The 26,854-nt window shown below is 47.2% G+C and carries 24 protein-coding genes and 1 pseudogene; 17 read left to right on the top strand and 8 right to left on the bottom strand.

Features of this window, described 5'->3' with window-relative positions; all coding sequences use genetic code 11:
- The coding region (locus Q0R35_RS06790) for a hypothetical protein (protein WP_295615336.1) at positions 1-183 on the bottom strand (183 nt) is incomplete at its 3' end.
- Between the two features lie 139 nt (positions 184-322).
- Between Q0R35_RS06790 and Q0R35_RS06795 the strand changes: the two genes are divergently transcribed.
- The 5 genes from Q0R35_RS06795 to arsM all read left to right on the top strand — a co-directional run bounded on the left by Q0R35_RS06795 (position 323) and on the right by arsM (position 4,514).
- Positions 323-976 carry a dienelactone hydrolase family protein gene (locus Q0R35_RS06795; protein WP_295615337.1) on the top strand — a complete coding sequence of 218 codons (654 nt, stop codon included), beginning with the start codon at positions 323-325 and terminating at the stop codon, positions 974-976.
- Between the two features lie 103 nt (positions 977-1,079).
- Positions 1,080-1,295, top strand: a complete 216-nt coding sequence (locus tag Q0R35_RS06800) for a DUF2555 domain-containing protein (protein WP_295615338.1) — start codon at positions 1,080-1,082, stop codon at positions 1,293-1,295.
- A gap of 246 nt (positions 1,296-1,541) precedes the next feature.
- Positions 1,542-2,729, top strand: a complete 1,188-nt coding sequence (coaBC, locus tag Q0R35_RS06805) for a bifunctional phosphopantothenoylcysteine decarboxylase/phosphopantothenate--cysteine ligase CoaBC (protein WP_295615339.1) — start codon at positions 1,542-1,544, stop codon at positions 2,727-2,729.
- A 103-nt stretch (positions 2,730-2,832) separates the two neighbouring features.
- Positions 2,833-3,327 (top strand): GAF domain-containing protein, encoded by a 495-nt coding sequence (locus Q0R35_RS06810; protein WP_295615340.1) that lies wholly within the window; start codon positions 2,833-2,835, stop codon positions 3,325-3,327.
- A gap of 218 nt (positions 3,328-3,545) precedes the next feature.
- Positions 3,546-4,514, top strand: a complete 969-nt coding sequence (gene arsM, locus Q0R35_RS06815; RefSeq protein WP_295615341.1) for an arsenosugar biosynthesis arsenite methyltransferase ArsM — start codon at positions 3,546-3,548, stop codon at positions 4,512-4,514.
- A 123-nt stretch (positions 4,515-4,637) separates the two neighbouring features.
- Here the strand turns inward: arsM and Q0R35_RS06820 are convergent, their stop codons facing one another.
- Positions 4,638-5,459 (bottom strand): carbonic anhydrase, encoded by an 822-nt coding sequence (locus Q0R35_RS06820; protein ID WP_295615342.1) that lies wholly within the window; start codon positions 5,457-5,459, stop codon positions 4,638-4,640.
- Positions 5,460-5,769: 310 nt separating this feature from the next.
- Complete coding sequence (locus Q0R35_RS06825) at positions 5,770-6,972, bottom strand: phosphoglycerate kinase (RefSeq protein ID WP_295615343.1); 1,203 nt, start codon at positions 6,970-6,972, stop codon at positions 5,770-5,772.
- Positions 6,973-7,201: 229 nt separating this feature from the next.
- Here Q0R35_RS06825 and Q0R35_RS06830 point away from each other — a divergent pair, with 229 nt between their 5' ends.
- Positions 7,202-7,615, top strand: a complete 414-nt coding sequence (locus Q0R35_RS06830; RefSeq protein ID WP_295615344.1) for a universal stress protein — start codon at positions 7,202-7,204, stop codon at positions 7,613-7,615.
- A gap of 173 nt (positions 7,616-7,788) precedes the next feature.
- Here Q0R35_RS06830 and Q0R35_RS06835 read toward each other — a convergent pair whose 3' ends face one another.
- Entirely contained in the window at positions 7,789-8,556 is a 768-nt protein-coding gene (locus tag Q0R35_RS06835) for a phytanoyl-CoA dioxygenase family protein (protein WP_295615345.1), read from the bottom strand.
- A 21-nt stretch (positions 8,557-8,577) separates the two neighbouring features.
- Entirely contained in the window at positions 8,578-9,063 is a 486-nt protein-coding gene (locus Q0R35_RS06840) for a DinB family protein (RefSeq protein WP_295615346.1), read from the bottom strand.
- Between the two features lie 226 nt (positions 9,064-9,289).
- Between Q0R35_RS06840 and Q0R35_RS06845 the strand changes: the two genes are divergently transcribed.
- From Q0R35_RS06845 to Q0R35_RS06860, 4 genes are all read left to right on the top strand, one after another.
- Entirely contained in the window at positions 9,290-10,705 is a 1,416-nt protein-coding gene (locus Q0R35_RS06845; protein ID WP_295615347.1) for a TldD/PmbA family protein, read from the top strand.
- 395 nt (positions 10,706-11,100) lie between these two features.
- On the top strand, positions 11,101-13,800 hold the full coding sequence (locus tag Q0R35_RS06850) for an MBL fold metallo-hydrolase (protein ID WP_295615348.1): 2,700 nt from the start codon (positions 11,101-11,103) through the stop codon (positions 13,798-13,800).
- 101 nt (positions 13,801-13,901) lie between these two features.
- Positions 13,902-14,336 (top strand): hypothetical protein, encoded by a 435-nt coding sequence (locus Q0R35_RS06855; protein ID WP_295615349.1) that lies wholly within the window; start codon positions 13,902-13,904, stop codon positions 14,334-14,336.
- A gap of 80 nt (positions 14,337-14,416) precedes the next feature.
- Entirely contained in the window at positions 14,417-14,761 is a 345-nt protein-coding gene (locus tag Q0R35_RS06860) for an acyl carrier protein phosphodiesterase (protein WP_295615361.1), read from the top strand.
- Positions 14,762-14,788: 27 nt separating this feature from the next.
- Here the strand turns inward: Q0R35_RS06860 and Q0R35_RS06865 are convergent, their stop codons facing one another.
- Positions 14,789-14,911: a hypothetical protein gene (locus tag Q0R35_RS06865; protein ID WP_295615350.1), complete on the bottom strand. Its 123-nt coding sequence runs from the start codon at positions 14,909-14,911 to the stop codon at positions 14,789-14,791.
- Between the two features lie 180 nt (positions 14,912-15,091).
- Here Q0R35_RS06865 and Q0R35_RS06870 point away from each other — a divergent pair, with 180 nt between their 5' ends.
- From Q0R35_RS06870 to Q0R35_RS06905, 7 genes and pseudogenes are all read left to right on the top strand, one after another.
- Positions 15,092-15,820 carry a prolipoprotein diacylglyceryl transferase family protein gene (locus Q0R35_RS06870; RefSeq protein ID WP_295615351.1) on the top strand — a complete coding sequence of 243 codons (729 nt, stop codon included), beginning with the start codon at positions 15,092-15,094 and terminating at the stop codon, positions 15,818-15,820.
- A 49-nt stretch (positions 15,821-15,869) separates the two neighbouring features.
- A pseudogene (locus Q0R35_RS06875) lies at positions 15,870-16,306 on the top strand (radical SAM protein); the annotation flags it as partial.
- A 238-nt stretch (positions 16,307-16,544) separates the two neighbouring features.
- Positions 16,545-17,777 carry a DUF4331 domain-containing protein gene (locus Q0R35_RS06885; protein ID WP_295615354.1) on the top strand — a complete coding sequence of 411 codons (1,233 nt, stop codon included), beginning with the start codon at positions 16,545-16,547 and terminating at the stop codon, positions 17,775-17,777.
- Between the two features lie 150 nt (positions 17,778-17,927).
- Positions 17,928-18,581 (top strand): MEKHLA domain-containing protein, encoded by a 654-nt coding sequence (locus tag Q0R35_RS06890; RefSeq protein ID WP_295615355.1) that lies wholly within the window; start codon positions 17,928-17,930, stop codon positions 18,579-18,581.
- Between the two features lie 42 nt (positions 18,582-18,623).
- Positions 18,624-19,190, top strand: a complete 567-nt coding sequence (locus Q0R35_RS06895; protein WP_295615356.1) for a hypothetical protein — start codon at positions 18,624-18,626, stop codon at positions 19,188-19,190.
- 68 nt (positions 19,191-19,258) lie between these two features.
- Positions 19,259-20,638, top strand: coding sequence for a lipopolysaccharide assembly protein LapB (locus tag Q0R35_RS06900; protein ID WP_295615357.1), 1,380 nt, complete (start codon positions 19,259-19,261; stop codon positions 20,636-20,638).
- 140 nt (positions 20,639-20,778) lie between these two features.
- Positions 20,779-21,891: a HupE/UreJ family protein gene (locus tag Q0R35_RS06905; RefSeq protein WP_295615358.1), complete on the top strand. Its 1,113-nt coding sequence runs from the start codon at positions 20,779-20,781 to the stop codon at positions 21,889-21,891.
- A gap of 281 nt (positions 21,892-22,172) precedes the next feature.
- On the opposite strand, the gene Q0R35_RS06910 is transcribed toward Q0R35_RS06905, so the two are convergent.
- Both Q0R35_RS06910 and Q0R35_RS06915 read right to left on the bottom strand, forming a co-directional pair.
- Positions 22,173-24,194, bottom strand: a complete 2,022-nt coding sequence (locus tag Q0R35_RS06910; RefSeq protein ID WP_295615359.1) for an NAD(P)H-quinone oxidoreductase subunit 5 — start codon at positions 24,192-24,194, stop codon at positions 22,173-22,175.
- 240 nt (positions 24,195-24,434) lie between these two features.
- The coding region (locus Q0R35_RS06915; RefSeq protein WP_295615360.1) for a response regulator at positions 24,435-26,854 on the bottom strand (2,420 nt) is incomplete at its 5' end.

The following is a 26,854-nucleotide window of genomic DNA, read 5'->3' on the forward strand; positions in this document are numbered from 1 at the left end:
ACCATTTGTAGTTATACACATCCGCTCGATCCCTCTTGGCTTGCCGCATACAGTCTTGCCATTACTAGCGATGATGCAAAACTCGGTGATTTCAGCTTGTACTGGATTGCTGTGAAACGAAAGACTAGCAAAAGTCATCCCAGCTACAATGCTGGCTTTTTGAATGAGGCGGATTAATGTCATGATTCTACTAATGGGAAGGGGTTACTTATTGCTAAACGCCTTACTATAGTACGAACTAGGGTATAAAAGAAAGCTTAAACATAACCCGATCGAGCTTTTTTGCTCCGTCACGTAATTTTACTCAAACTATCTATCGCACATGACTCAAATCGAACCAGATCCTCAGCTCGATATTATTTTCGTTCCCGCTCGTACCGATGCGCCCGTTGGCACGATCGTGTTATTGCATGGTTGGGGTGCCAATCATAACGATTTAGGCGATTTAGTGCCCTATTTTGACTTGCCTGAATATCAATTTCTATTTCCTAATGGCATCTTCGACCACGAGTATAGCGACGATGGTAAAATGTGGTATTCCTTTACAGGTGCGGGACAATTGAACGATCGCAGTCTGGCACAACTCGCCACCAGTCGCGAAGTTTTGACTACCTGGATCGAGTCGCTCCCAGCTTCTACGGGCATTCCACTCGATCGCACTTGGATTGCGGGCTTCTCTCAAGGTGGGGCAATGACGCTGGAGATCGGGCTAGATTTGCCTGTAGCGGGTCTGATTGTCATGAGTGGTTATTTGCATCAAAACCGATCGAAACCTACTCAAGCTGCCCCACCTGTGGCGATCGTGCATGGTAGACAAGATGATGTCGTGCCGATTTCCGCCGCGCGTCAGATTCAGGCAAGGTTGACAGAGTGGGGTGTTGACGTACGGTATCAAGAATTTGACATGGGACACTCGATCGTGCCTGAAGTTTTGAATGTAGTTAGAAAATTTGTGACCGATCGCGATAAATTATAAATAAATTTGTTAATCCAGACTCCATGCGCGGGTAATAATAAATAAGAAGGCTAAGATAACTATAGCTGCTAAACTCTGCCGCACTTGTAAGGAGGTTTGACCTATGACTACGATCGAGATGTCTCAACGCAATACTATCCCCAACCTGACTACAGAAGAAGTAGAAGCACTCGCCATGCGGTTGGAAAGCGATGATTATGGCAACCCGTTTGATGGCTTGAAAGATTGGCATTTCCTCCGCGCGATCGCTTTTCAACGCCCAGATTTAGTCGAACCCTACATTCACCTCCTCGATCTCGAAGCCTACGACGAAGCCTAATCCCTCCTCAAAAATTCCATCCAGCGAGGGGTGTCGCGTACCGACATCTTTAGTTAGAAGCGAAGTTGGCTTGAATCCCCCTAAATCCCCCTTGGAAAGGGGGACTTTAAAAGCCCCCTTTCCAAGGGGGTTGGGGGATTCAGATCTCGAAACGAAGTCTAGCCGACTTGTGTATAAGCCGTAGCCTCGAAGGGCGGGGTGGGTAGATCTGCACGCCCCACTAATCAACCCGAAAACAACGATACGATGCGAGTTTTAATCGGAATTGGGGGCGGAATTGCCGCGTATAAAGTCTGCGAAATTATCTCCAGCCTATTCAAATCGGGCATCGAGGTAAAAGTCATCCTCACCGCTGGCGGCGAGCAATTTATTACCCCCCTAACTGTCGCCACATTATCGCGTCATCCTGCTTATACCGATCGCGATTTTTGGCAACCTATTCACCATCGCCCCTTACATATCGAATTGGGCGAATGGGCAGACTTATTGGTAATTGCGCCCCTAACTGCTAATACCTTGGGTAAATTAGCATCCGGGTTAGCCGATAATTTACTCACAAATACCGTCTTAGCTTCCACCTGTCCGATTTTACTCGCGCCTGCAATGAATACCGAAATGTGGAATCAGGTAGCAGTCGATCGCAATTGGCAATTATTAAGTCAAGATTCGCGCTATCATTCGGCTGGGCCAGCAACCGGATTACTCGCTTGCGATCGAGTCGGGATGGGACGCATGGCAGAGCCTGAAGAAATTTTACCCTACATTCATTCCCTGCTGCATACTCGCGGCAAGCTCGATTTAGTCGGTAAAAAAGTCTTAATTAGTGCCGGGGGAACGCGAGAATTTTTCGACCCCGTGCGGTTTATTGGCAATCCGTCAACTGGTAAAATGGGGTTGGCTCTGGCGCAAGCCGCCGCATATCGAGGTGGAATAATCACTTTAGTGCATAGTAGCTTACCAGATATCCCGATCGATCGTCGCATCAAGCTGGTGCCTGTCATTAATAGTGAAGATATGCACCGCCAAATGTTGGCACATTTTCCAGACTCAGATCTGACTATTATGTCTGCCGCCGTCGCCGATGTTAAACCCGCGACCTATAGTGCCGAAAAATTACCCAAAAAACTGTTGCCAACCGAGTTACAATTAGCTCCAGTGTCTGATATTGTTGCCGAATTGGGCAGAATTAAAAAGCCTCATCAGTACCTAATTGGCTTTGCCGCTCAGACTGGCGATATTATCACCCCAGCTCTGGAGAAACTAGAGCGCAAACAATTAGATGCGATCGTCACTAATCCGGTAGACTTACCAGATAGTGGCTTTGGTAGCGATCGCAATCAAGCTGTCATCCTCAAAAAGAACGGCGAACGGATCGAGATCCTGCCCTGCGCTAAACTAGAAATGGCACATCAAATTTTAGATCGGATTCATTAGCGTAGCGAAGATGCCAGCGCGCCAATAATTTTCTACCCATCGAGTTAGTTATTGCCGTAAATCTTGAATGAAGAAACAATAAACAGCACACATTACATAGGTTATGCCCGATCCATCGCTTCAAACTATCTTCGACAGATTATCTCGCGATTTAGCTAGAGATACCCTCATTCAGACGACTACCGACGAATTACGCCAGTCGATGAATGCCGATCGAGTGGTACTCTACTATTTTTACTACGAATGGGCGGGGCGCGTCACCTTTGAGTCGTTGAGCGATCGTAAATTTTCGATTTTGGGTGCTAGCGGCCCCGATGGCTGCTTTAATGGTGAATATGCCAAACTTTACGAACACGGCAGAGTGCGGGCGATTCCCGATATCGAAATCGAACCGATTCAACCCTGTCATCGCGATTTATTGCGCGAATTACAAGTCAAAGCCAATCTCGTTGTGCCCATTCTCACAGATCGCGGCTTGTGGGGTTTATTAGCAGCTCACCACTGTCAAGCTACTTACGAGTGGAGTCCCGCTGAAATTGCCGCCATGCAAGCTGCCGCCAACCATCTCGCCGTCGTTCCCAGCATTCGCGATTTTTAAGAGAGTGTTTGAAAAGTATAAGATAGCACTCGCAAGCCCTGGAAGATCCCCCTTAAAAAGGGGGGAACCGGATTAAAGTCCCCCTTTTTAAGGGGGATTTAGGGGGATCGACAACCTGCGCTCGTAACAACTAAAACTTTTCAAACATCCTCTAAGAAACCTACTTCCTGCCCACCTTTAAAATAGTCGATTCCCAACTATCGCAATTACTTATCTCTATGGGTTATTTAGAAACTGCTGCCGCGTTTTATACGGAAGTTGCCCAAACGCCAGAAATTGGCTTGTGCTGCGTGCAAAGTAGTCCGCTGCAATTGCCAGGATTGCACATTCCCGATATCATGCAAGAGATGAACTATGGCTGCGGTAGTACCGTCCATCCATCGGAGCTGATAAACGAGCCGACAGTGTTGTATGTGGGCGTGGGTGGTGGCTTAGAGGCTCTCCAGTTTGCTTATTTTAGTCGGCGTAAGGCGGGGGTCATCGCGATCGATCCCGTGGCGGATATGCGGGTTGCGGCGGCGCATAACCTCAAATTAGCAGCGGAGTCTAACCCGTGGTTCGATCCGAGTTTTGTCGAGATTCGATCGGGCGATGCGTTTGAATTACCAGTTCCCGATGCTTCGGTAGATGTAGTCGCTCAGAATTGCCTGTTTAATATCTTTGAACCTGCGGATCTCGATCGGGCCTTAGCCGAAGCTTATCGCGTCCTGAAACCGGGCGGTAGACTGCAAATGAGCGATCCGATCGCGACGCGGCAAATCCCGTTACACTTACAGCAAGACGAACGCTTGCGGGCAATGTGTCTATCTGGAGCGATGACTTATGATGAATACACCCAGCGAATTATCGCCAGTGGTTTCGGACAAATCGAAATCCGCGCGCGTCGTCCCTATCGCTTATTAGATGCACCCACCTACCAGCTCGACGAGCATTTGTTATTAGAAAGTCTCGATTCGGTGGCTTTTAAGGTACCGATTCCCGAAGATGGCGCGTGTATTTTTACAGGCAAAACGGCTATTTACGCGGGTAAGGAAACTGTATTCGACGATCGATCTGGGCATATTTTACCACGCGGTTTACCTACGGCAGTGTGCGATAAAACAGCCGCCAAATTATTTGCATTATTACCAGGTGAATGTATCGTCACACCTTCGACTTGGCACTATCAGGGGGATGGGTGTTGCTAGGGGATAGGTGTTAGGTGTTAGGTTTTAGGTCTAATTGGTGTTGCTGTAAGCTTGGCATTAGGCATGTGAAAAGTAGCTAATGGTTGTCACCACTGCTACTTTTTTAAAGTTTGCAAACACCGATTACTTTTTTGGTTGGGAGCCTCTATAAATCCGATCGATCTGTGCTGCTGACAACCGGGAGGAACCAGATGCTGCGGGTGTAATGGCGAGGCTAGCAGGTGCAGGAGTGTGGACTTCTCGATGTTGGGCGACGTTTACGGGTGGGGCGTATGTATGAACGTAGGAACCGGGTTGATAATTGGAGCCATCCTCTGGATAGAGCTGAGTATGGGGCACGACAAAACTATGAGTGCTAGGATCGTAAGCTAAAATCTCACCTGTTTCGATTTCATAGACCCACCCATAAATATTTAACCGCCCTTGATGCAATCGCGATCGTACGACTGGATAAGTTTTAATGTTTTCAATTTGGGTGAGAATGTTTTCGGCAACGGTAATTTCTAGGAGTTCTTCGCCTGAGTAGTTACCATAATTTTCAATTACCATTCGCCGCGTTGCTTCGGTATGTTTGAGCCAATCATAAACCAGGGGCATATCTGCTTGAAGTTCGTTGAGCTTGAGTAAGCCTTTCATTGCGCCGCAGTGGTTGTGTCCGCAGATGATAATTTGGTCGATATTTAACGCGTGGATGGCATATTCGATCGAGGCTCCTTCACCGCCATTTGCCGCACCATAAGGCGGTACGATGTTACCAGCATTGCGAATCACAAACAGATCGCCCGGATCGGTTTGGGTAATTAGATTGGGATCGATCCGGGAATCGGAACAGGTAATGAAGAGTACGCGCGGATCTTGTCCTTGCCCTAACTGCTCGAATAGCGATCGATTTTTATCAAAATAGTCAGATTGGAATTCTCGAATACCAGAAATTAATTTCTTCATTACACATTTAAACGGTGAGGTCGCCTCTTAGCTATTGTCCGCTAAGTTGGACGTTCGATCGCAATCTTCTTCAAAGTTAACAGTTGTTGTACCAAATCCCAAAAGTAAAGTTACAGATACCTGTTTATAATCTGCTCCTCCCCTTTATAAGGGGAGGTTGGGAGTGGTAAAAATCTGTAGCAGTAATTCAGAGAATTGGTATTAGCGGATGGATCGATCGAAAGCAAATGATAAAACCCACTTCAATCACAATCTTATCGATTTGTTGAAGCGGGCGATCGCATTTTTCTATAATTGGGTAAACAGATGTTTACGCATTATCTAATGCGGCAATTCCAGGTAGAACTTTACCTTCTAGTAACTCTAACGAAGCACCACCACCTGTGGAAATGTGGCTCATTTGGTCGGCTAAATTAGCTTTTTCAACAGCAGCTACCGAGTCGCCACCACCGATAATAGTAATCGCACCAGATTTAGAAATTTCAGCTAAAGTATTTGCAACGGCAAAAGTGCCAGCCGCAAATTTATCGATTTCAAATACACCCATCGGGCCGTTCCAAATTACTGTTTTACAGTCAGCCAAAGCAGCTTGGAAAACTTTAATTGAATCGGGGCCGATATCCAATCCCATCCAACCGTCGGGGATATTATTTACATCGACGATTTGAGTGTTAGCTTCAGCCGAGAATTTATCGGCAACAACTACGTCGGTAGGTAATAATAACTGCACGCCGCGCTCTTTAGCCTTAGCTTCGAGCTTCCGCGCGAGTTCTAATTTATCATCTTCAACTAGCGAGTTACCAACATTCAAACCGCGTGCTTTGTAGAAGGTGAAAATCATCCCACCGCCAAGGAATAATTTATCGCATTTATCGAGGAGAGTTTCAATTACACCGATTTTACTCGATACTTTAGAACCACCGACGATCGCGGCTAACGGTTTTTGAGGCTTTTCGATCGCGTTTTGGAGATATTCTAATTCTTTCTCGATTAAGTAACCAGCAACCGCAGGACTCAGGTATTTAGTTACGCCTTCAGTCGAAGCGTGAGCGCGGTGTGCGGTACCGAATGCATCGTTGACATATAAGTCAGCGTTAGCTGCTAATTTCTTAGCAAATTCGGGATCGTTTTTCTCTTCTTCTGGATAGAAACGGACGTTTTCTAGCAGTGCAACTTGTCCATTTGCCATCGCGCCGATTTTGCTGGCAACTTCATCGCCGATGCAATCATCGCATTTGACCACAGTTTGGCCCAACAGCTCCGACAACCGCTTGGCAACGGGAGTCAGGCGTAATTTCTCGTCCACGCCTTTAGGACGACCGAAATGGCTGCAAAGGATAACTTTAGCACCTTTGCTAGTGAGGTCTTTAATGGTGGGCAGAGCTGCTCGAATCCGGGTATCGTCGGTAATATTTCCGGCATCATCGACAGGTACGTTAAAATCAGCACGGACGAGGACGCGTTTGCCTGTTAAATCGGCGGCGGAGAGACTGGCGATGGACTTCTTGGACATTAGTTAAACTCCTTATAAATCTGGTGGTTAAATTTTTCGATCTTAAAAGCTGAGAAAATTCGTAAGTAATACCGATTTTGCTGTAGTAAAGACAACATTTAGCTCCGCCGTCCTTAATTCTACCGGAAAACCCGTGTAGATTTGTTACCAATCTCGATCGAGTTGAATCGGGCGATCGAAAATAAGGTAGTAAGAGGATAAACGCCACGGTTATTGAGCCTCGTGTAATATGTTCGATACCATTCTATTTCCGCTCGATCGCTCTCGTGAAGCCCAAGAAGCCATTGCTGTGGCGATCGATTTAGTGCAAAAGTATCACAGTAAGCTGATTTTATTATCGGTGGTCGAGACACCAGATCTCGATGCCGAAGTACTGGAAGATCCCGTCATGCAGTCTCCAGATGCGATCGACAGGTTGTTACACTCGGCACGAGATTCGGTTGCCAAGCACGGCATCGTCGCCGAAATCTTGCAGCGCGAAGGTAAGCCAGCATTTACAATCTGCGATGTGGCTGACGAACTCAATGTCAATCTGATTGTGATGGGCAGTCGCGGCATCGGTCTAGACTTAGAGCATACAGCCGAAAGTGTGGCTAGTCGAGTGATAAATCTCTCGCCATGTCCCGTGTTAATCGTTCCGTAGCAGAGTGATTTCATACACAAAAAAAAACTTTTTCAGTTCACTGAAGTGAACTTTGGCTATTAGCCCCGAATTCATTCGAGGGCGGTTGAAGACTAAACACTAGGGTTTTTACATTTTTATTTTCTTGTATGAAACCACCCTGCGTGTTAATCGTACCGTAGGGATATGTCTATTCACCATTGACGCTTCACTCCGTTCTCTTCCTGAAGATCCGAGTAATACCATTCCAATCCCGACGGTAATGGGCAACTGGCATATTCAAGATGAATGACGCGACGATGACTGGGTGTGGTAGCGATCGAAGATGCGTGCAATAATAACGGACGCATTAGCAAAATTCCCCCAGCTTGACAATTACAAGAAATCGCTGGCGACTGTTTCCACAAATCGATATCTGGTGCGGTTAATCTACCCTGAGTGTGAGAACCGGGAATTACTTTCAAGGCTCCATTCGATTCATCCGTACGATTCGGCAAAGCCGACGCTACGCGAACGAGATGAATTCGCACCGTCAGCATTTGCTCTAAAATAGCCACAGGCGGCTGAACGTGATGAATTTCGGCTTTGACCGACCACGGATGAAAATCGGGTACCTCTAGGCGATTTTTGACGGCAATGGTGAGATCTTGATGCCAGGGAACTTTCCAATTGGCATGAGGCTGTTTGTCGAAAAATATCCCTCTGACAACGTGCACGCGTTGGCGTAGCCTCTCCCCTGGAGAATCGCCTAAAATTGGTTCTACTACCGATCGAATTTCAGGACTCTGTGCCAACGTGCGGATGCTGGGGAGTAGTTCTAATAAATTCCTAATTCCGGCTTGGGTAGGTGGAAAATCGAGAGCGGTAATATCTTGAATCAATCGCTCGATGTTCGCTCGATCGAGATGAGCATCAATAACACTAAATCCACTCAGTTCTATCTCTCCAGTCAGAATAGCCATCAATTCCCTATCCCCCATCCACTATTCACTATCCAACATGGCAGGTAAATCTGTGACTTCAGGATTGTAGCCCATCTGATTGAGTAAAGTAGTAATTTGTCCGCGATGGTGAGTTTGATGGTTGAATAGATGTGTCACCAGCAACCAATGAGGGAGCGTACGGGTGACACAGGAACTATTGGTGTAGGTGAAATCTGCATTCAGCCAGTCTGGAGTTAAATCTTGTGTCCAATCGATAATTACTCGATCGAGTCGTTCCCGTTCTGTCCGTAACTCGCTAAAATCATTATATAATTCGCGATCGAGTTTGGCGACAAATGGTGCTTGTGTGAATCGACCCAACCAAATGAGATCCGCAACCAGGATATGATTGAGAGTACCATGCACCGATTTAAAAAAAGCCCCACGATCGGATTTTCGCTCCACATCAGGAATATCGGCACAGACAGCATACAGCTTCTGATTCATCCACTCATTGTATTTGGAGATCGCAGTGTAGTAATTCATCGCTGTTAAGTATCGATTTGCAGGTATTTATCTGAGTGTTAAAGCCTCAGAAATTTAGGGTACATAAACTATCTCCGCGTCAGTGGTGCGACCCAAACATTTACAATAGGATCGGTGAGCTAAAACCTAGCTGACGGGCTATAACCCAGATGGTGGGCAGTGCCCACTCTACTAAAGCTACCATCTCCCACCTCCCATCTCCCATCTCCCACCTCCCATCTTCCCCATGCCATCCATCATCGTTGATAGCAAAAACCGCCTGACAGACTTGATTAAGCGTTACCGCGATCGGGTAGATTATTTAGCGATTAGACTAGAAGAGTCCGAAGGGACAGATATTTTAATTCGGGGCGATAAAGTCGAAACCCTGAGTGAAGATTTGGCTGTCGGCGGACAGGTGCGGGCGTGTTATAAGGGTGGCTGGGGGTTTGCGAGTTTCAATCGGCTGGAGACATTAGCCGACAGAATCGAAGAAGCGATCGCCGCAGCGCGGATTATTGGGGAAGATGAGACGATATTGGCACCGATCGAGATTATTCAGACTAGCTGTAGTTTACCCCTGACGGGTACCGATCCGCGCCATATTCCGCTGGCAAATAAGAAGAAATTATGCGAGCATTACAACCAAATTCTCCAGACGACTGACAGACGGATTGCGACGACTTATGTCAGCTATGGCGATAGTGCCCAACACGTCGTCCTCGCCACATCTGAAGGTACCCTCATCGAACAGTCGTGGGTAGATATGGAGATTCGGTTTGCAGCCACCGCGCGCAATGGCGATACCGTCCAAACCGGACGCGAAACCCTCGGATCGCGTAAAGCCTACGAAGACACCATCGGACTCGATCGCCAGGTCGAAAGTGCGGCTCAACGGGCTGTGGCTGCCCTCTTCCTGCCGCCTGTTAAGGGCAATGCCTATACTGTGGTTATCGACCCCATTTTGACGGGGTTATTCGTCCACGAGGCATTCGGACACCTCTCAGAGGCAGACTCGATGTATGAAAATCCCGATTTGTTAGAAGTGATGACAATGGGACGACGATTTGGGAGTAAAGACTTACAGATTTTTGATGGAGCCGCACCCCAAGGGCATCGGGGCAGCTATTTATACGATGATGAGGGGACACCCGCAACGACGACGCAATTGATTGAAGATGGCGTATTAGTCGGGCGGTTGCACTCGCGGGAGACGGCGGGGAAACTAGATGAAGCGGCGACGGGAAATGCCCGCTGTCTGAATTATCATCATACGCCGATCGTGCGAATGACCAATACCTGGATCGAACGTGGTAAAACACCCGTGGCGGATCTATTTTCTGATATTACCGAAGGCGTATATGCGCGCAACTGGCTGGGGGGAATGACAAATGGCGAGATGTTTACCTTTACAGCAGGCGAAGCGTGGATGATTCGCAATGGCGAAATTGCCGAACCAGTGCGAGATGTCACGCTATCGGGGAATGTATTTAAGACGTTAGGCGATATTGAAGGCATCGGAGATGATTTTTACTGGGATGAGTCTGGCGGCTGCGGTAAAGGTGGTCAAGGTGGCTTGGCGGTTGGGGTTGGTGGGCCGAGTCTGCGGATTCGGGACGTAGTTGTCGGCGGCGATATGGAAGATTTTGAAGATGAAGAGTAAGCGATGGTAGATCGGGTGTTGGCGTTCGGTAATTCTCATGATGAAAATTGAGATTCTCCATCGGGAAAGGCAAAGCAGGAAATGGATCTGAGGGTAGTTTTTAAAAATAAAACTGCTGCAATCCGCATTCTGTCGTTAACAACCTGACAGCAATTCTCCAGGGGAGAGGCTCACGGGAACGAGTCACTTAAATAGTGCAAGAGTTTTAAAATGAGAATTGTTGGTTGGTGTTGGGTTACACTGGCGATCGATCCAAATCGAGCGTTAATTTACAAATTTAGACAAATTAACGCTCGAATTAAATCTAACTAATTTTCAATTTGCAGTAGGGTGAGTTAAGGTATGTACACCAACACCGATCGTCTGCGGTAGCATTTGACGATCGCACATTTTTTATGTCCACTAACTCCAACAGCTCGTCATCTGCGACAGCGATCGAAATTTCACTCTCACATTCTTGTGAAATGACAGTTAGTGGAATTATCGCCCCTGACGATCGCGATGCTAATAAACTAGTATTAACTACCCCCGATGGTTGTCAATTTCGGGCGGCACCATTAGGAGATATTACCGCGATCGAGGGCGATAAGCAGTGGCTGGTCATCCCGATTATGCAAACCGACGGGACGATTACCCGAATGCAAATCGTCGCAGCGCATTCTCCCACTGAGCCAGCAGCCGATAAATTCGTCTGCGTCGGGAGAACTCGCCAAGTCAGTCGCAAGCATAATATCGTCACAGTCAAGATCGACAGACACGGCGAAACCACGATTCGTCCCACCCTGCTCGATCCGCCCGAAGCAGTCAAAACCGGGCAATTATGGCATTTTGTCGCCCAGCGCGTCGGCATGAAATTAGCAATTATTATTGCCGAGCCGATCGCCGAAGCAGAAATTAGAGCAGCCGCCGCCAAATCTCTCCCCAGTGTCACCCCTAAGACTGTTTACAACCCCCGAAATGTCGATCGGGATAAATCTGCCGAATTGATGGCGATCGCGCTAGAGACCCTAAATAACGAGTTATCCAGTTCTCCAGGGAATGGGCTGCACCAACGTGACTGGGAACTATCCCTAACGCGAGTCAAAGAGCCAACGTGGGAATGGGAAGCCCAAAGTCTCGTCCCCTCAGAGCTACGCGCGCGCGTACAGGTCAACTCACGCCGCCTCAGTGCGCGAGTTTATGTTTATCCGCATCGAAGTAAATTTGGCGAGACGGGGAGACGGGGGGACGGGGAGACGGGGGGACTGGGAGAATTAGAGAAAGCAGATGGCGAGAAATATTTAGACAGGTTAATTGTCACTCCTTTAGGTGCGGCGCGGGGGATTGGTGCGTCTTGTTTTCGGGTGCAAATTGGCCCCTATGAGATCGTCATGGATGCAGGGACTCGCCCCAAAGGGAGCGATCCTTTACCTGCATTTGAATTATTAGAGCATCCTAATTTAATCTTAATTACCCACGCCCACCTCGATCATATTGGGGCGTTGCCGATTTTCCATCGTGATTTTCCCGACGTACCGATGATTTGTACCCACGGGACGCGAGAAATCGCCCATGTGATGCTCACAGATGGCTTAAAAGTCCAGACAGCCAAGCAAAGAGAAGGAAATGAAGACTTCGGACAGGTATTTTCCGCCGACGATCTCGATCGCACCCTATTTACCCTCCAAACTCAACCCATCGGCGTAGACTTTTCACCGCTCCCAGGCTTGACAGTTCGCTTCATTCATGCTGGGCACATCGTCGGTGCAGCCTGTATCTACATGCAATACGGCAATCGCAGCCTGTTATATACAGGCGACTATAATACCACCAGCAGCCGCACCGCAGAAGGCTTAAAACTCGCCGATTTACCCGAAGCCGACATCTTAATTACTGAATCCACCTACGGCGCAGATACCCACCCTTCCCGCCGCAGCCAAGAGAGCGATTTAATTAAAGCGATCGTCGAAGTCGTCAGCGCAGGTGGTAACGTTTTAATACCCGCCTTCGCCCTCGGACGCGCGCAGGAAATTATCCTCGCCATCCGCACTAGTGCCTTATTCCACAGCATCAATGTCCCCGTTTACGTCGATGGCTTAGTCCGCGAAGTCACCGACTTATTCCAAACCCAATTAGAACTACTCCCCGCATCCGTCCAAAACTTCGCCAAAACCCAGTCCCCCTTCTTCAGCGAGAAATCCTCACCGCGCATCATCTCGATCGGCTTGCCCAAAGAACGCCCCCTCGCGATCGCTCACCCATCAGTAATTATCGCCAGTTCCGGCATGTTGACAGGTGGAGCCAGCATCGGCTACGCTAAAATTCTATTAGAACGGGAAAATGCTGCCGTTTTCATCTCTGGCTACACCGACGAAGAATCGCCAGGACGCTTACTACAAAGCCTAGAGCCAGGAGCCGAAATCGAACTCGACGGTACCCCCCTCACCGTCAGAGCCAAAATTCAACGCTTCAATTTATCAGCTCATGCCGATCGAGTCGGGATTACCCAAGTCATCCATCGCGTCAACCCCCAACACTTAATCCTGATCCACGGCTCCAAATCCGCACTCCACGAACTCTCGCGCGCTGGCGATTTACGCGATAAATATTGGATTCACATCCCCGAAGTCGGCGATACCATCACCTTCGGACAAGCACCCGAACACCTCTCCAAAGCCCAAGTCGCCAGAGTCGATGCAGGGCAAGAATTTGATATCGAAATCGAAGCCGAATTCGATGGCGCGTGGCTGCGAATCGCCGATAGCGTACTCGAAGATCCCCGCTGGCAACATTTAGCCGCCACGGGATTATTATCGGCAAAATGGACGAAAGGCGGCTTAATGCTCAAACCCGCCAGCCATAAATCTTTTACAGTTGATGCCGCGATTTTGAGTGGGATGGATTGTTGCGCGGTATGCGAGTTTTTCGACGGCTATCTCTGTCGCGGCGAAGATAGTCCACTGTACAAACGCGATGTCGATCCGACAGCAAAATGTCCCGTATATGTCCGTCAAGCTGTAGCAGTTGAATCTCAACAGGTGGATGTTGAATTGGAAGTGGAGCCAATACTAGCAGAAATCGATTTAGATTTAGAGGAAGATGAGTCGGACGATTAAATTGGGTGGATTCATTTACCTCCGGTACGCTACGCGATCGAGAACTTCATTGAGAAGTTAATGTTAAATTAGAGTTAAGTTCAAATAATACCTGAAGCTATATGAGATATATCGAAGTACCAGGAGAAATAGACGATCACAATCGACTCATCCTTCATGAGTCACTAAACGAAATAAAGCCGCAGCAGGTTGAAATTGATATTATATTTTGTGATGATGACGAAGACGATCGCGAACCAACTAAAGCCGAGATTCTTGCGGATATTGTTGAGAGCTTACGCGAATATTCAAGAGGCGAGTGTACCCCAGTTGCAGAGATGTGGGATGAGATAAAGATTAAAACTACAGGAGAAATTAATGAAGAAGGTCAACTTATCCTCGATCGGCCACTAAGAGAAACCAAAGCTCAATCTGTTGATGTTGTGATGTGGTTTATTAAAGATGATAAATCTCCGAATAAATTCGATGAATTTGAGGGGAATAGCTACGAACAGCATCTAACTTTTGTAAGAGAACTCAGCGAAGCTAGAAGATAGTTCATGCAGGATAAAATACCGCCGATCGAGATCTACGAAAGTATTTCATATAAAAAGGAGCTAAAAAAGCTTAATAAAAGATATCGTTCCATCGAAAAAGACATTCAGCTACTATCTTCGCTGATTTTACGGTAGAGATATATGAATCATTTCAAACCTATTCAGGCGAGATTCCATCATCGGCTAGACAAATCATCGGGTATCTGGTGGATGGCGATTGGTTGAGCAGTTATCAACACTTAGCTGGTGTAGAAAATGCTCTAGATAGAATCGATTATCGAATTAGAGCCAGAATGGGTGACAGAATTAAGCTGGTTGATGCGATGCCAATACTCGAACGGGAATCGATCGATCTCGAACGAGATTTTCATTCTTTCTTTCCAGAACTACAGCAACATATTCAAGGTTGGACGATAACTAGATAAAGCGAATACAGATTCGATCGATATTTATTAAGTTTGCCCGATCGCATCTTCAATTTCTGCCACAGTAATATCCCCTTGGATTTTTAGATAACGTTTCGATAGATCTTTAAAACGACGTTTGAATGGTAGCGTAATTAAAACTTCTGTCATAACCTAATCATCCAAGTCATCCCAAAGTTGAGATACCGGATAAACTTCTCCAGCCTTAACCATTCCCCAGAGGGGACGCTTCTCTTCTCTCCGAGACGCTGTGCTTACGGCAGGCTTGAGCCAACGCGATCGAGATAGCCATACGCACAGTAAAGTACAATCGGGAAAAACCTGTTGAGCATGGAATTCCCGGTTTATTTAATCATTGGAGGGATGAAGATTCATCCGCATCCAGTATTTGAGAGTATTGCTTATTTTGTGTCGCTGCGCTTGGCACTACGGCGGTTTCGGAATAGTAGCGTGGAGCCACAACAGCGGGGGGTGGTCATTGTCGGTGGTTTGACGGGTGGAATGGTGGGAGCTAAGTTGCTGGCGGTGGTACAGCATCTCGATTTGTTGTGGACGGGACAAGTAAATGTTGCCGTGCTGCTACTGGGTGGTAAAACGATCGTTGGTGCGTTGTTGGGAGCGGTGTTTGGGGTCGAAGTTACCAAGAAATTACTCAAGATTGAGACGGCGACGGGGAATGCTTTTGCTTATCCGTTAATTATTGGCACGGCGATCGGTAGAATTGGGTGTTTTTTGACTGGATTGAGCGATCGAACCTATGGTACGCCTACGACTCTGCCTTGGGGGGTGGATTTTGGCGATCGGATTATGCGTCATCCTACGCAACTTTATGAGGTAGTATTTATGGTGAGTTTGTGCTTCTTTCTCAAGTACAGAGAGCGCAAGCCATACCTTCAGGGCGATTTATTTCGGTTTTATGCGATCTGCTATCTAGCGTTTCGATGGGCGATCGATTTTATCAAACCCGACTTTCATTCACTTCTGGGCACGAGCGCGATTCAAATTGCCTGTCTACTGGGATTGGTATATTATCGCCAAGCCATGCGTCGGCTCATCTAGCCCCGATCGCAACTTCGCTATCAACTGTTTACCCCTATTTTCCGATCGTATGCCTACTCGCCCTTATTTATTTTATGGTTTGACGAATAGTATTTGCTCCCAATGTTTGGTGAAAGTCGAAGCCAAGATTATCTTTAGGGATGAGGCGGTTTATTTAGTCAAACATTGTCTGACGCATGGGCGAGAAGAGGTACCGATCGCTGACGATATTGAGTACTACAAGCTCTGCCAGGACTTTATCAAGCCGGGGGATATGCCAGTCATTTTAATACGCCGATCGAGCGTGGTTGCCCGTATGACTGCGGATTGTGCCCAGATCGCGAGCAGCATAGTTGTGTGACGCTGGTGGAGATTACCGATCGCTGCAATCTCGATTGTCCGATTTGCTATGCTGATTCTGGTGCGGCGGCGGTGTCAGATCTCAATGATAAGCCTCGCAATCATCGCAGTCTCGCCGAAATCGAACTGATGCTCGATGCGGTGGTTGTCATCCCGATTGTTTTTAGATCCGAGTTATATGTCAACGACGACAAAGCGATTACCTCTGGGCGCGGCTACGCCAACGTTAGCACAGCCGCTGGCGAAAGAGAATCGCCATCATCGACCCGAAACAGGTGTAATTTAGCAAGATCTCGATCGATAAGAGATCCATTCTCGAAGTAGCAGCGTATATCTAAATGAATCGATCGAAATACTCATCTTACCCAGATCGATAGAACCATATATGTTATTCTCAAAGCCTAAGTTCGATCGCATTAATTGGAAAAAATCGCTAGTTTTGGGTAGCGTTGCAGTGGGCATTATCTTGGGTGCAACTAGTTTACCTCGATACCTCATGGCTTCAGATCATGATGATGGCGAAGCCGATAGTAAATCTCGGAGCTTGAATTTAACTGACTTGTATGCATTCCGCGAACAAGATCAAAACCCGAATGCAGCACCAGGCGATTTGGTCTTAGTCATGAATACCAATCCCCGATCTGTCGCTCGTCAACAATACTTTTTTAGTACTAATGCCCGTTATGAGTTTAAACTAACTCGCGTTGCGAATAAAGATGCGACCCCAACCGGACAAGAAGATATTACCCTCCGCTTTGAATTTGCACCACCAAACGATCGTAACCAGCAGCAAATTAAATTTACCGTCATTAAAGATGGTAAAGAAGTCTCCGCTACAAATCTGAGTACGACACCACTAAATTCCGAAAAACCGATTGTCAATCAATTGGGTGCTAATAATTCCAAAATTGCCGTTTTTGCTGGTTTGCGAGAAGATCCGTTCTTCTTCGATGTCGAACAATTCTTCCGCGTCCGCGCTGGTGCATTAGGCACTGGCCCTGGTGTTGGGTTCCGTCCGGCTAACCAGGCTGTAGATTTTGCTAAAGGTTATAACGTCAACACGATCGTCGCACGGATTCCACAGCAATTTCTCCAAAATCAGAATAGTACTGCTGGTACTAATGTTTATGATATCTGGGAGACAATTTCGCTCCGAGATCCGTCAACTGGTAAATTCCAGCAAGTCGAACGCTTGGCTCGTCCGGCGATTAATGAGGGCTTAATCGTCAGTAATAATCTACTCAATGCTTTCAATAGCGTACCGCCGACAGCAGATCTCACTCCGGCTGCTAGCCCGATTGCTGCTGAAGCTACGCGCACGCTCAAGGCATTCGGTAATAATAACGATCGTACCAAAGTTCTGCTCAACGCCTTTTTACCCGATGTCATGCGGATCGATACCTCTGGAGCCAGCGGTTATCTAAATGCTGTTAATAGCAGCGGTAGCCCCATTCGCGGTCGGATGCTCAAGGATGATGTCATCGATCAAACTCTCAACGTGTTGAGCAATGGCGCGGTCAAGAGTGATAACGTTTCTTATGAAGGAACTGGCAACAATCCCGCTCAAGGTCACAAACCGTTGGAAGGTAGTTTCCCTTATTTAGCGTTGCCAAATTAGGTCGTTAATATACGTACGAGTCGGTTGGACTTCGTTTTGAGATCTAAATCCCCCAACCCCCTTTCCAAGGGGGCTTTAAAAGTCCCACTTTCCAAGGGGGATTATGCGAGACAAGACAGGGGGATTCCTACCAACTTCGCATGTTTCTAGATGTCGTTACGCGGTAGCCTTTATGAGGGGAGATCTGATGTTAAAAATCCCCTCCTTGGAGCGAAAAGTGCTGATGGGCGGGTGACCAGCCCAGTGGATTGGGTAGATGGTGCGGATGAGATCGCATCGCCGCCGAGCCGCCTCAATTTGACTATTCAAGCACCTAACCCAATGATTGAATTTCCACTCGATCCGCCTGCGCCTGAAAATAATTACCACCAAGAGCATGTCGTCATTATGCTCGAAAATCTCAAACGATGGACGGGTTGCGATCTCATCCAAGAGTATGGATTTTCATTAGCTAAATTGGGACGGCAAGTATTTGAAGCCGACTTTTATATTTTGAGTCACGATAATACTGCCGATCCGATTTTGACTTATGGCAATCAACGGGTGCTAGATTTATGGGAAGTTTCCTGGGCAGAATTGACAACTATGCACTCTAGAAATACTGCCAAACCTGTCGATCGATCTGCCAGAGCGGCAATGATGGAACGAGCAAAAATCCATAATTATTTCGATAAGTATAACGGCATTCGGGTGAGTAAAACTGGTGCAGAATTTCAGATTATAGATGGAACTATTTGGAATCTATTTACAGATAAAGTTGATTTCTACGGTCAAGCGGCTTGGTTTAAATCGATCGAGAAGTAAAACTAGGCTACTAGCATCCTAAAAAACATATAAATAATTGATGTGAAATATATTTTATTGTTCTCGATCTGCTCGATCGCGATCGCCGATCCGGTTCGCGCTCAATTTTCTTCGTTTTCTGGCGGTTCTGATAATTGCTCTAGTGTGTGTGTCAAACTCGATCTAGGTTCGGCAAATAGCGATAGCAATTCTTTTAATGGTGGATTCAATAGTGGTTCGCCAACTTCTGGTAGTAATGTGCGATGGCAACTCGGTTTGACTTGGCGACCGAATTCGCCAGAAATCGCGCAAGGCGAAGCCGATCGCACTAAGCAGCGATTGGATGATAATCGGACTTTAATGCTGACTTTAGCAGAAGCGATCGCCCAAAATAAGACAGAATTAGCGCGCGGGATTGCCATTTTATTGGCTCCAAGATTGGGCTATAAAGATCCGCGCATTTTACTCGCCGAGATGAAGGAAGGCTCGATGAATATTGGCTCGGCAAAGGTTGAAATTAAGCCTATATTTAATAATAACAATAATAGTAACAGTGTTGTTCCGCAGCCGATCGATCCTAAAACCCAAATTCCTAATGCCGAGACAACGCCAGTAATCGAGCTAAAGTAATCAAATGCTTTAGCTGTGGCTTGCTGTTTGTTTAAATTATATATTTAATCTTAAAACTCCCACTATATATGCAAATCCCTGTCTTTAAAAAATCATCTCCACATCAAGCGATCGCGATTTGTGCCCTCGCTACCATTGGTGTCTCGATCGCGATTTATCATGTATTTTCAGCTCCCCGAATTAATCCGGCTTGGCAATATCGCTTTCAGCGTCCGGAAGTCGGGAAAATTACCAAAAATCTTCAACAAGAAATCGCCTTTCACAAACGCCAGATTCAACAACAACCGACAGCGGGATTAGAACGAGCTTCATTAGCTCAAGCTTACCTAAAAATGGCACGCGCTACGGGCGAGAGCAGTTGGTATCTTCTCGCTCAAGCAACCGCTCAGGAATCGCTCGATCGATTATCGATCGAAAATAATAGTGCGATTGTAGTGTTAGCTAGAGTATCTGCCGCAAAACACGATTTTGCCCAAACCTTAACCCTACTCAAAAAACTCCCCCCACAAGCAGAATCTCTATCTCTATTAACCACTACCCAGCTAGCTTTAGGTAAAACCATCGAGGCGCGACAAACTGCGGATGTATTAGTTAAAAGAATGCCGACGCTGAATAATATTGCAATTAAAGGTTTGGTAGAAGTAGCACAGGGACAAGATCGCGAGGCAATTCGCGATTTGAAAGCAGCAATCGCGGCTGAAGAGCCAGAGGATGCGGGTAGCTCGGCGTGGGTGCGGACGTTATTAGGGCGGCTGTATTATAAACGGGGACAACTCCAGCAGGCTGAAGACTTATATAAATCGGCTTTAGATATTCTGCCAAAATATTCGCCAGCATTATTAAATCTGGCAGAATTATCCGTCCGACGCTGGCAGAGCAATCCGACTCAGACTGCTGACAGACAACAAGCGATCGAATTATACGATCGATTTTTCCTGACCAATCAAAAAGCCCCGACAATTTACGATCATATCGCCCTCAGAGGCTTGGCGCGAGTCCAACGCTTGCAAGGCGATACCGCCAAGGCTAACCAAACCTGGAATCAGGCGGTAGCGAGATTGCGAACGGATTTGACTGGTTTCGGACATCGGCGCGAGTTGGCGCAATTGCTAATGGAATGGGGACAACCCCAAGATTGCGCTGAGGCTCTAACGTTAATGCAAACCGAAATTAAAATTCGTCAAGATCCTGAAACTTGGGATACATTAGCTGCGGCTTACTTCCAAATGGGTCAGCTAGATCGGGCGCAGGAGGCGATGGAGACGGCTTTAAAGTCAGGAATTAGAGATCCGGGTTTAGCCGATCGAGCGGCGGTTATTGCGGCTGCTAGAGGGCAATCGGCGCAAACAACACAGTATCGAGAACTAGTGAAGGAAATCGATCCGCTGTTTGATGATGGGGCGAGACAGGCTCTTGGTTTGGGCGTGGGATTATCGGGATTGAATTAGAATGATTCACCATTTTGGCGAGTGGGGGTAATGTGTTAAAGATTATTTTTTAAATCTGCGGCAGATAGTTTTTAAAAACGATCGATAACGAGCTAAATAAAACTTTACGATTAATTACAATTTTTATTAAATTTAAAAATATGCTAAATTCTGAAATTCAGATTTCTAGATTTACCAGAAGTTCGATCGCGTTATTATTCGGATTGTGGTTGAGTTTTAATCTTGCCATACCAGCTCAGGCACATTGGGCAGATTTAGCAGTAGCAGATATTCAGATCGATCGACAAGACGTTAATATTAATCTGACGATTCCAACTGGCTTAGTCGCCCAGTTTGATGACGATAAGAACAACCAATTATCAGAGGCCGAGATCGCTAAACACCAAAAAGATCTTCAGACGTTTTTTAATGAAAAAGTTCAACTGACAGCATTGAGAGAGAGAAGTGAAACTTTAAAGATCGAGTCTACAGTTGCAAAAAAGTTACCATCGAACCTGATTGCTACACCTGATACTCATAGTAATTTACGATTGCAATATCATTGGGCGCAGCCGATAAGCCAATTGCAATTACATTACGATCTATTCATACCAGGGGTAAATACAGCGCGGTGTTTGGCACAAGTAGCTAATGGCGATCGACTCGACAATTTAGTCTTAACACCAACATCTAAAAATGTCGCGCTCATCGACGCGCCAATTTTACAACAGATTACTAGTTTTATCGGATTGGGTATCGAGCATATTTGGACTGGTTACGACCATATTTTATTTTTAGTTAGTCTCCTCATGTTAGGCGGAAAACTAAATTATCTGATTAAGGTTGTTAGTGCATTTAGTCTGTCTCACTCGATTACTTTATCTTTAGCAGTCTTAAATATTATTTCGGTACCGAGTCGCTGGGTAGAGATTATTATTGCACTATCGATCGCGTACGTTGCGGCTGAAAACTTATGGAAGAAAGAACCAGATTTAGGCAGATGGAAGTTAGCTTTTGGGTTTGGTTTGATTCATGGCTTAGGCTTTTCTTCGGCTTTGCAGGAATTAGAATTACCTAGAGATAATTTATTAGTATCGCTACTGAGTTTTAGCGCGGGCATCGAAATGGGACAGATTGCGATCGTGCTATTTACTTTTGTTTGTTTGTCTTATCTTCGTAAGTTACCTGGGGATTTAACTATTCGGCGGTTAATTTCTGGCGGCGTAATTGTAATGAGTTTAATTTGGTTCTGGGAACGTGCTTTTGTGGGGTAGTTGACCCGCGTTAGCATCGTTTGGTTCGATTATAACTGTGTGAATTGTGGGAGGCGGATATCTACCCACACTTCGACTTCGCTCAGTGCAACGCCCCGCCCTTCGGGCACCCCTCTCTTGAAAAGGTGCTTCACTTGGGGGAACCCCAAGACCGCACTTTTCGCTCCAAGGAGGGGATTTTCGTGTGGGAGTTGATGGATAAGATAACTTCGTTGGCATTGATTCTCATCAGCAATGCCACTACCTATCGCAATCGCCAGGGTGGTTAGGACAACTTAGATCTAAGTAACTCCAAACACGATGACTAAACCTAAGACTGCGCCGAAGACAATCAGGGCGTAGAATTGAGCGCGTCCGGTTTCGAGGTATTTTAAGCCTTCACCACCGAGTAATGTGGCTAAACCAGTCAGGTTTACGGCACCATCGACGACGCGGTAATCGACTTCCATTACCTGACGGGCGATGCGGCGTAAGCCGATGACGAAGACGCTATTGTAAATATCGTCGATGTACCACTTATTCAGGGATAGATTGTAGAGTGAGGGGACTTTGGATGCGATCGCACTCGGATCGATTTTACGGCTGAGGTACATTAGCGATGCTAGAGTAATGCCAATCAGACCGATACCGACGGAACTACCTGCCATAATTAAGAATTCGTTGAGGTCGAATTCGTGGGCGATTTCGACATGTCCGGGGGCGGAGATAAATGCCTCGAAGTAGTTATTAAATGGCGTACCGACTAAGCCGATGAGGGCGGAAGGGACGGCGAGAATGACTAGAGGTAAGGTCATGCTCCAGGGTGATTCGTGGGGTTTGGAGGCATGAGCGTGACCGTGGGCATCGTCATGAGCGTCATCGTGGGCATCGACACCGCTCGGACGAGCATCGGCGAGTAATTGCTTTTGAATCTGCTGGTCATTGCCCCGGAAACTGCCCTCGAAGGTCGAGAAATACATGCGGAACATATAAAACGCGGTTACCCCAGCGGTGAGGAAACCAACGAACCAGAGCAGCGGATTTGCGGCGTATGTGGCACCGAGAATTTCGTCTTTAGACCAGAAGCCAGCGAAGGGGGGAATACCGGAAATTGCCAGGGTACCGACGAAAAATGTCGAAGCAGTTACGGGCATGTGTTTCCGCAAGCCGCCCATTAGGCGCATATCTTGGGCCAAGGCGGGATTGTGTCCGACGACTTCTTCCATACCGTGGATGACGGAACCGGAGCCGAGGAACATCATGGCTTTGAAGTAAGCATGAGTCATTAGGTGGAATAAACCTGCGGAGTAGGCTCCGACACCCATTGCCATTACCATGTAGCCTAGTTGGGACATGGTGGAGTAAGCCAGACCTTTTTTGATATCGTTTTGGGTAATTGCGATCGAAGCACCCAGAAAGGCGGTAACTGCGCCCGTCCAGGCGATCGTATTCATGGCGGTGGGGATGCCCTCGAAGACGGGATACATCCGCGCGATTAGAAATACGCCTGCGGCAACCATTGTGGCAGCGTGGATCAGTGCGGAAATGGGGGTCGGGCCTTCCATTGCATCGGGAAGCCAGACGTGGAGCGGAAATTGCGCGGATTTAGCAACTGGCCCCATAAACACGAGGATGGCAAATAAGGCAGCTAGACCGCCGCCGATTGCGCCTGATGCGACTAATTCTTGGAGCCTGTCGCCGATAATTTGGAAGTCGAAACTACCAGTCGCCCAGTAGAGTCCGAGCATCCCTAATAGTAGGCCAAAATCGCCGACGCGGTTGGTGACAAATGCTTTTTGACAGGCATCGGCGGCAGCTTTACGATCGTACCAAAAGCCGATTAGCAGGTAAGAACACATGCCCACCAATTCCCAGAAGATATATACCTGAACGAGGTTGGGACTAATTACTAAGCCCAACATCGAGGAGCTAAATAAACTTAGGTAAGCGTAAAACCTGACATAGCCAGGATCGTGGGACATATACCCGTGGGTGTAGATCATCACCAACATGGCAACAGTCGTCACGATGACTAACATTAATGATGTCAGATGGTCGATCGTATAACCCATATTCAGGTGAAAACTGCCAGCCGATGCCCATTCAAACGATCGAATGTAGGTGGGATGCCCTTGAAACTGACTATTGAGGATGGCGAACGACATCACCATCGCCGCACCCATTAAGGAAATAATTAGAACTGCATTGAGATCTCGCAGTCCATTGGTAAATTTATTTAGCGAAATCAATCCTAATCCGACTAGCATCGCCCCAGCCAGGGGAAATACTGGAATCAACCAGGCGTAATCGTATAGTGCTTCCATGTATGTACTTAATTCTAACGATCGAGGATGGACAAACTAATCTGAAATGATGGCAAATTGAGACGAACGCTCGACACCTGTTCCAATGACGAGCGGAATTTAATGCCTCATCCATTATGCTTCAATTAGCCGATTACCTCTCGGCGCGGCTACGCCAACGTCAATGTTTAGCGAACGAGCGACCGATAGCCAACCGAGCGGGTGTTCTATGAGTAATTATACCGATCCCCACCCCTGCAATTAGATTTTTGCCACCAATCCTAATAGTGAATTAACTTTTTGGAGCAGCTCAGGGGTGGAGAAACCTTTGCTAAGGTAGTCGTTTGCACCCAGTCGCCGCGCTTCTTTGCCCCATTCTTCGGACGATCGCGACGAGACAACCAGGATCGGAATATTAATCTTGGCTTGACGCGCTCGATCGATCAGTGTAAACCCGTCCATATTGGGCATCTCGACATCGGTAATCATTAAATCAGGGTGGGGATTAGTTTGTAGCCAGCTCAGGGCTTCTAGACCATCGTTGCAGGTATGGGTAACAAATCCATAAGTCTGGAGACTGGCTTCAAAACGACGGCGCATCAGGGCGGCATCATCGACGATGTGAATGACTGGGCTAGAAGACTTGACGCGCTCGACAGCGAAGGTACTCTGACCATAGTCGGTGGTGCGATCGCTACCCTTAGCAAGTTTGGTTGTCAGGGCGATCGGATCGAGGATCGAAATTAATCGACCGTCTGATTGGAGGCTGACTCCGAGTAGTCCCGCTGGGGCAATTAGCGGACTGGGTAAGGGATTGATGAGCAGTTCGGCTTGTCCGAGTAAGTCGTCGGCGATCGACCAAATTTCGACACCATTGGTACCTTGACGAGTCCGAATGCCAACGGCGGTATCGGGGAGCGAGCGAGTAGCATACTGCCAATAATTAGCTAAATCGAAGCCAGACACATCACCGCGACTGGTTGTCAGCGTCCAGGCACACATGCCAACGTCATCTGTGGACATGGTGGCAGCGATCGAACTCAGCAATGCAGTTTCGAGAACTTCTTCGGTGGGGAAAGCCACAGTGCGATCGCCAACTTGGAACAGTACGCAGGGCACTAATAACTGTGGAGCGGGAACTTCGATCGTAAACTTAGTACCGCGACCGATTTCGGTATCCAGGCTTAATTTACCACCGATACTCGCCATCTGAGCGACGACAACATCCATCCCGACACCCCGCCCCGATACTTCGCTAACAGTGCTGCTAGAGCTAAATCCTGGCTGACAGATGACCGCTAAAAGTTCGCTAGTGGTTGAAATTTTCTGGGTCGAGAATCCTTTCGATTTAGCAATTTGCTCGATGGCTTGGGCATCGATCCCCCTACCATCATCTTCGACTTCTAGCCGATAGCGATTTCCGCGCCGCTGGAGCGAAACCCAAATCGTCCCTCGCTCTGGTTTGCCAGCAGCTAGCCGTTGGGCGACGGTTTCTAAACCATGATCGTAGGCATTGCGTAATAGGTGGAGCAAAGCTGGCTCTAATTGCTGGACGATGCCAGCATCTAATTCTACTTGCTCATTTTGGGCGATGAGTTCGGCAGGTTTGCCATAACGATTGGTCAGATCGCGTAAGATTGCCTTAGCGCGAAGCGTGAGATTCCGAAATGGGACGAGCCGACTGGTTTCAATTCCATCCTTGAGGCGGAGAATACTACGATCGAGGTCGTCTAGATAGCCGTGGTTCTGATAAGCGGTTGTTTCGATTTCTAGACCCAATTCGGACATCCGCAGCATGTTTTCGAGCAGCCGGACGATCGTGGTGTAACCTTGACGATAACGTTCGATCGAGACGTTATTACTGGAGTCGCGATCGCTGAGATCGCGCAGTAGGGCATAGTTATCTTGAAGTTGGCGCAGTCTGGTGACAAATTGCGAACTTTCTTGAGTGAGGACGCTCAATTGGCTCAGTTGAGATTGGAGACGGTTGGAAACGTTCGCCACCGCGCGGGCTGTGAGTAATGTATCTACTACTTGTTGGGCCGATCGATCCAGTCGTTCGAGGGGTACGGGAATCGAAATCCCCCGTTTAACTTCTACCGCCGCATTAGTCGCAATCTGAGGATCTGCGGCGACAACTGGATCGGCAGCGACAAATAACTGGTCTTCAATTAATGCAATTAAATCGAATTCATCTAATTCGGCTGGTGGTGTAATACTGTCCGAGCTAGATGTTTCTGACTGGATCGATTTAGGTAGATCGACTTCAAAATCTTCATCGATAAAGAAATCATCTAATAAGTCTGATAAATCCTCATTAGGTTCGATCGCGAGTAGCGTAGTATCGAAAATAACTGGCTCTATAGTTGCGGCAACTGAAGATATTTTTTCATCGAAGAAGTCATCTAATAAGTCTGACAACTCTTCGCTAGTTTCGGTTTTTAATGATGTAGAATCGCCGATCGCAATCGGCTCCTCGATTGGTTCTACAGTTGTCGTAGCTGGGAATATTTCCTCATCGATGAAGAAGTCATTTAATAAGCCTGATAAATCTTCCTTCGATTCCATTGTTAAAGGCACAACATCGACAACGATTGGCTCTGAGGTCGGTTCTCCAGTTGTGGCAACTGGGAACATCTCTTCATCCAGGAAGAAATTATTTATTAAGCCTGATAAATCGT

Origin of the sequence: Chamaesiphon sp. GL140_3_metabinner_50 (assembly GCF_025361915.1) — a bacterium.
Classification (GTDB): Bacteria; Cyanobacteriota; Cyanobacteriia; order Cyanobacteriales; family Chamaesiphonaceae; genus Chamaesiphon.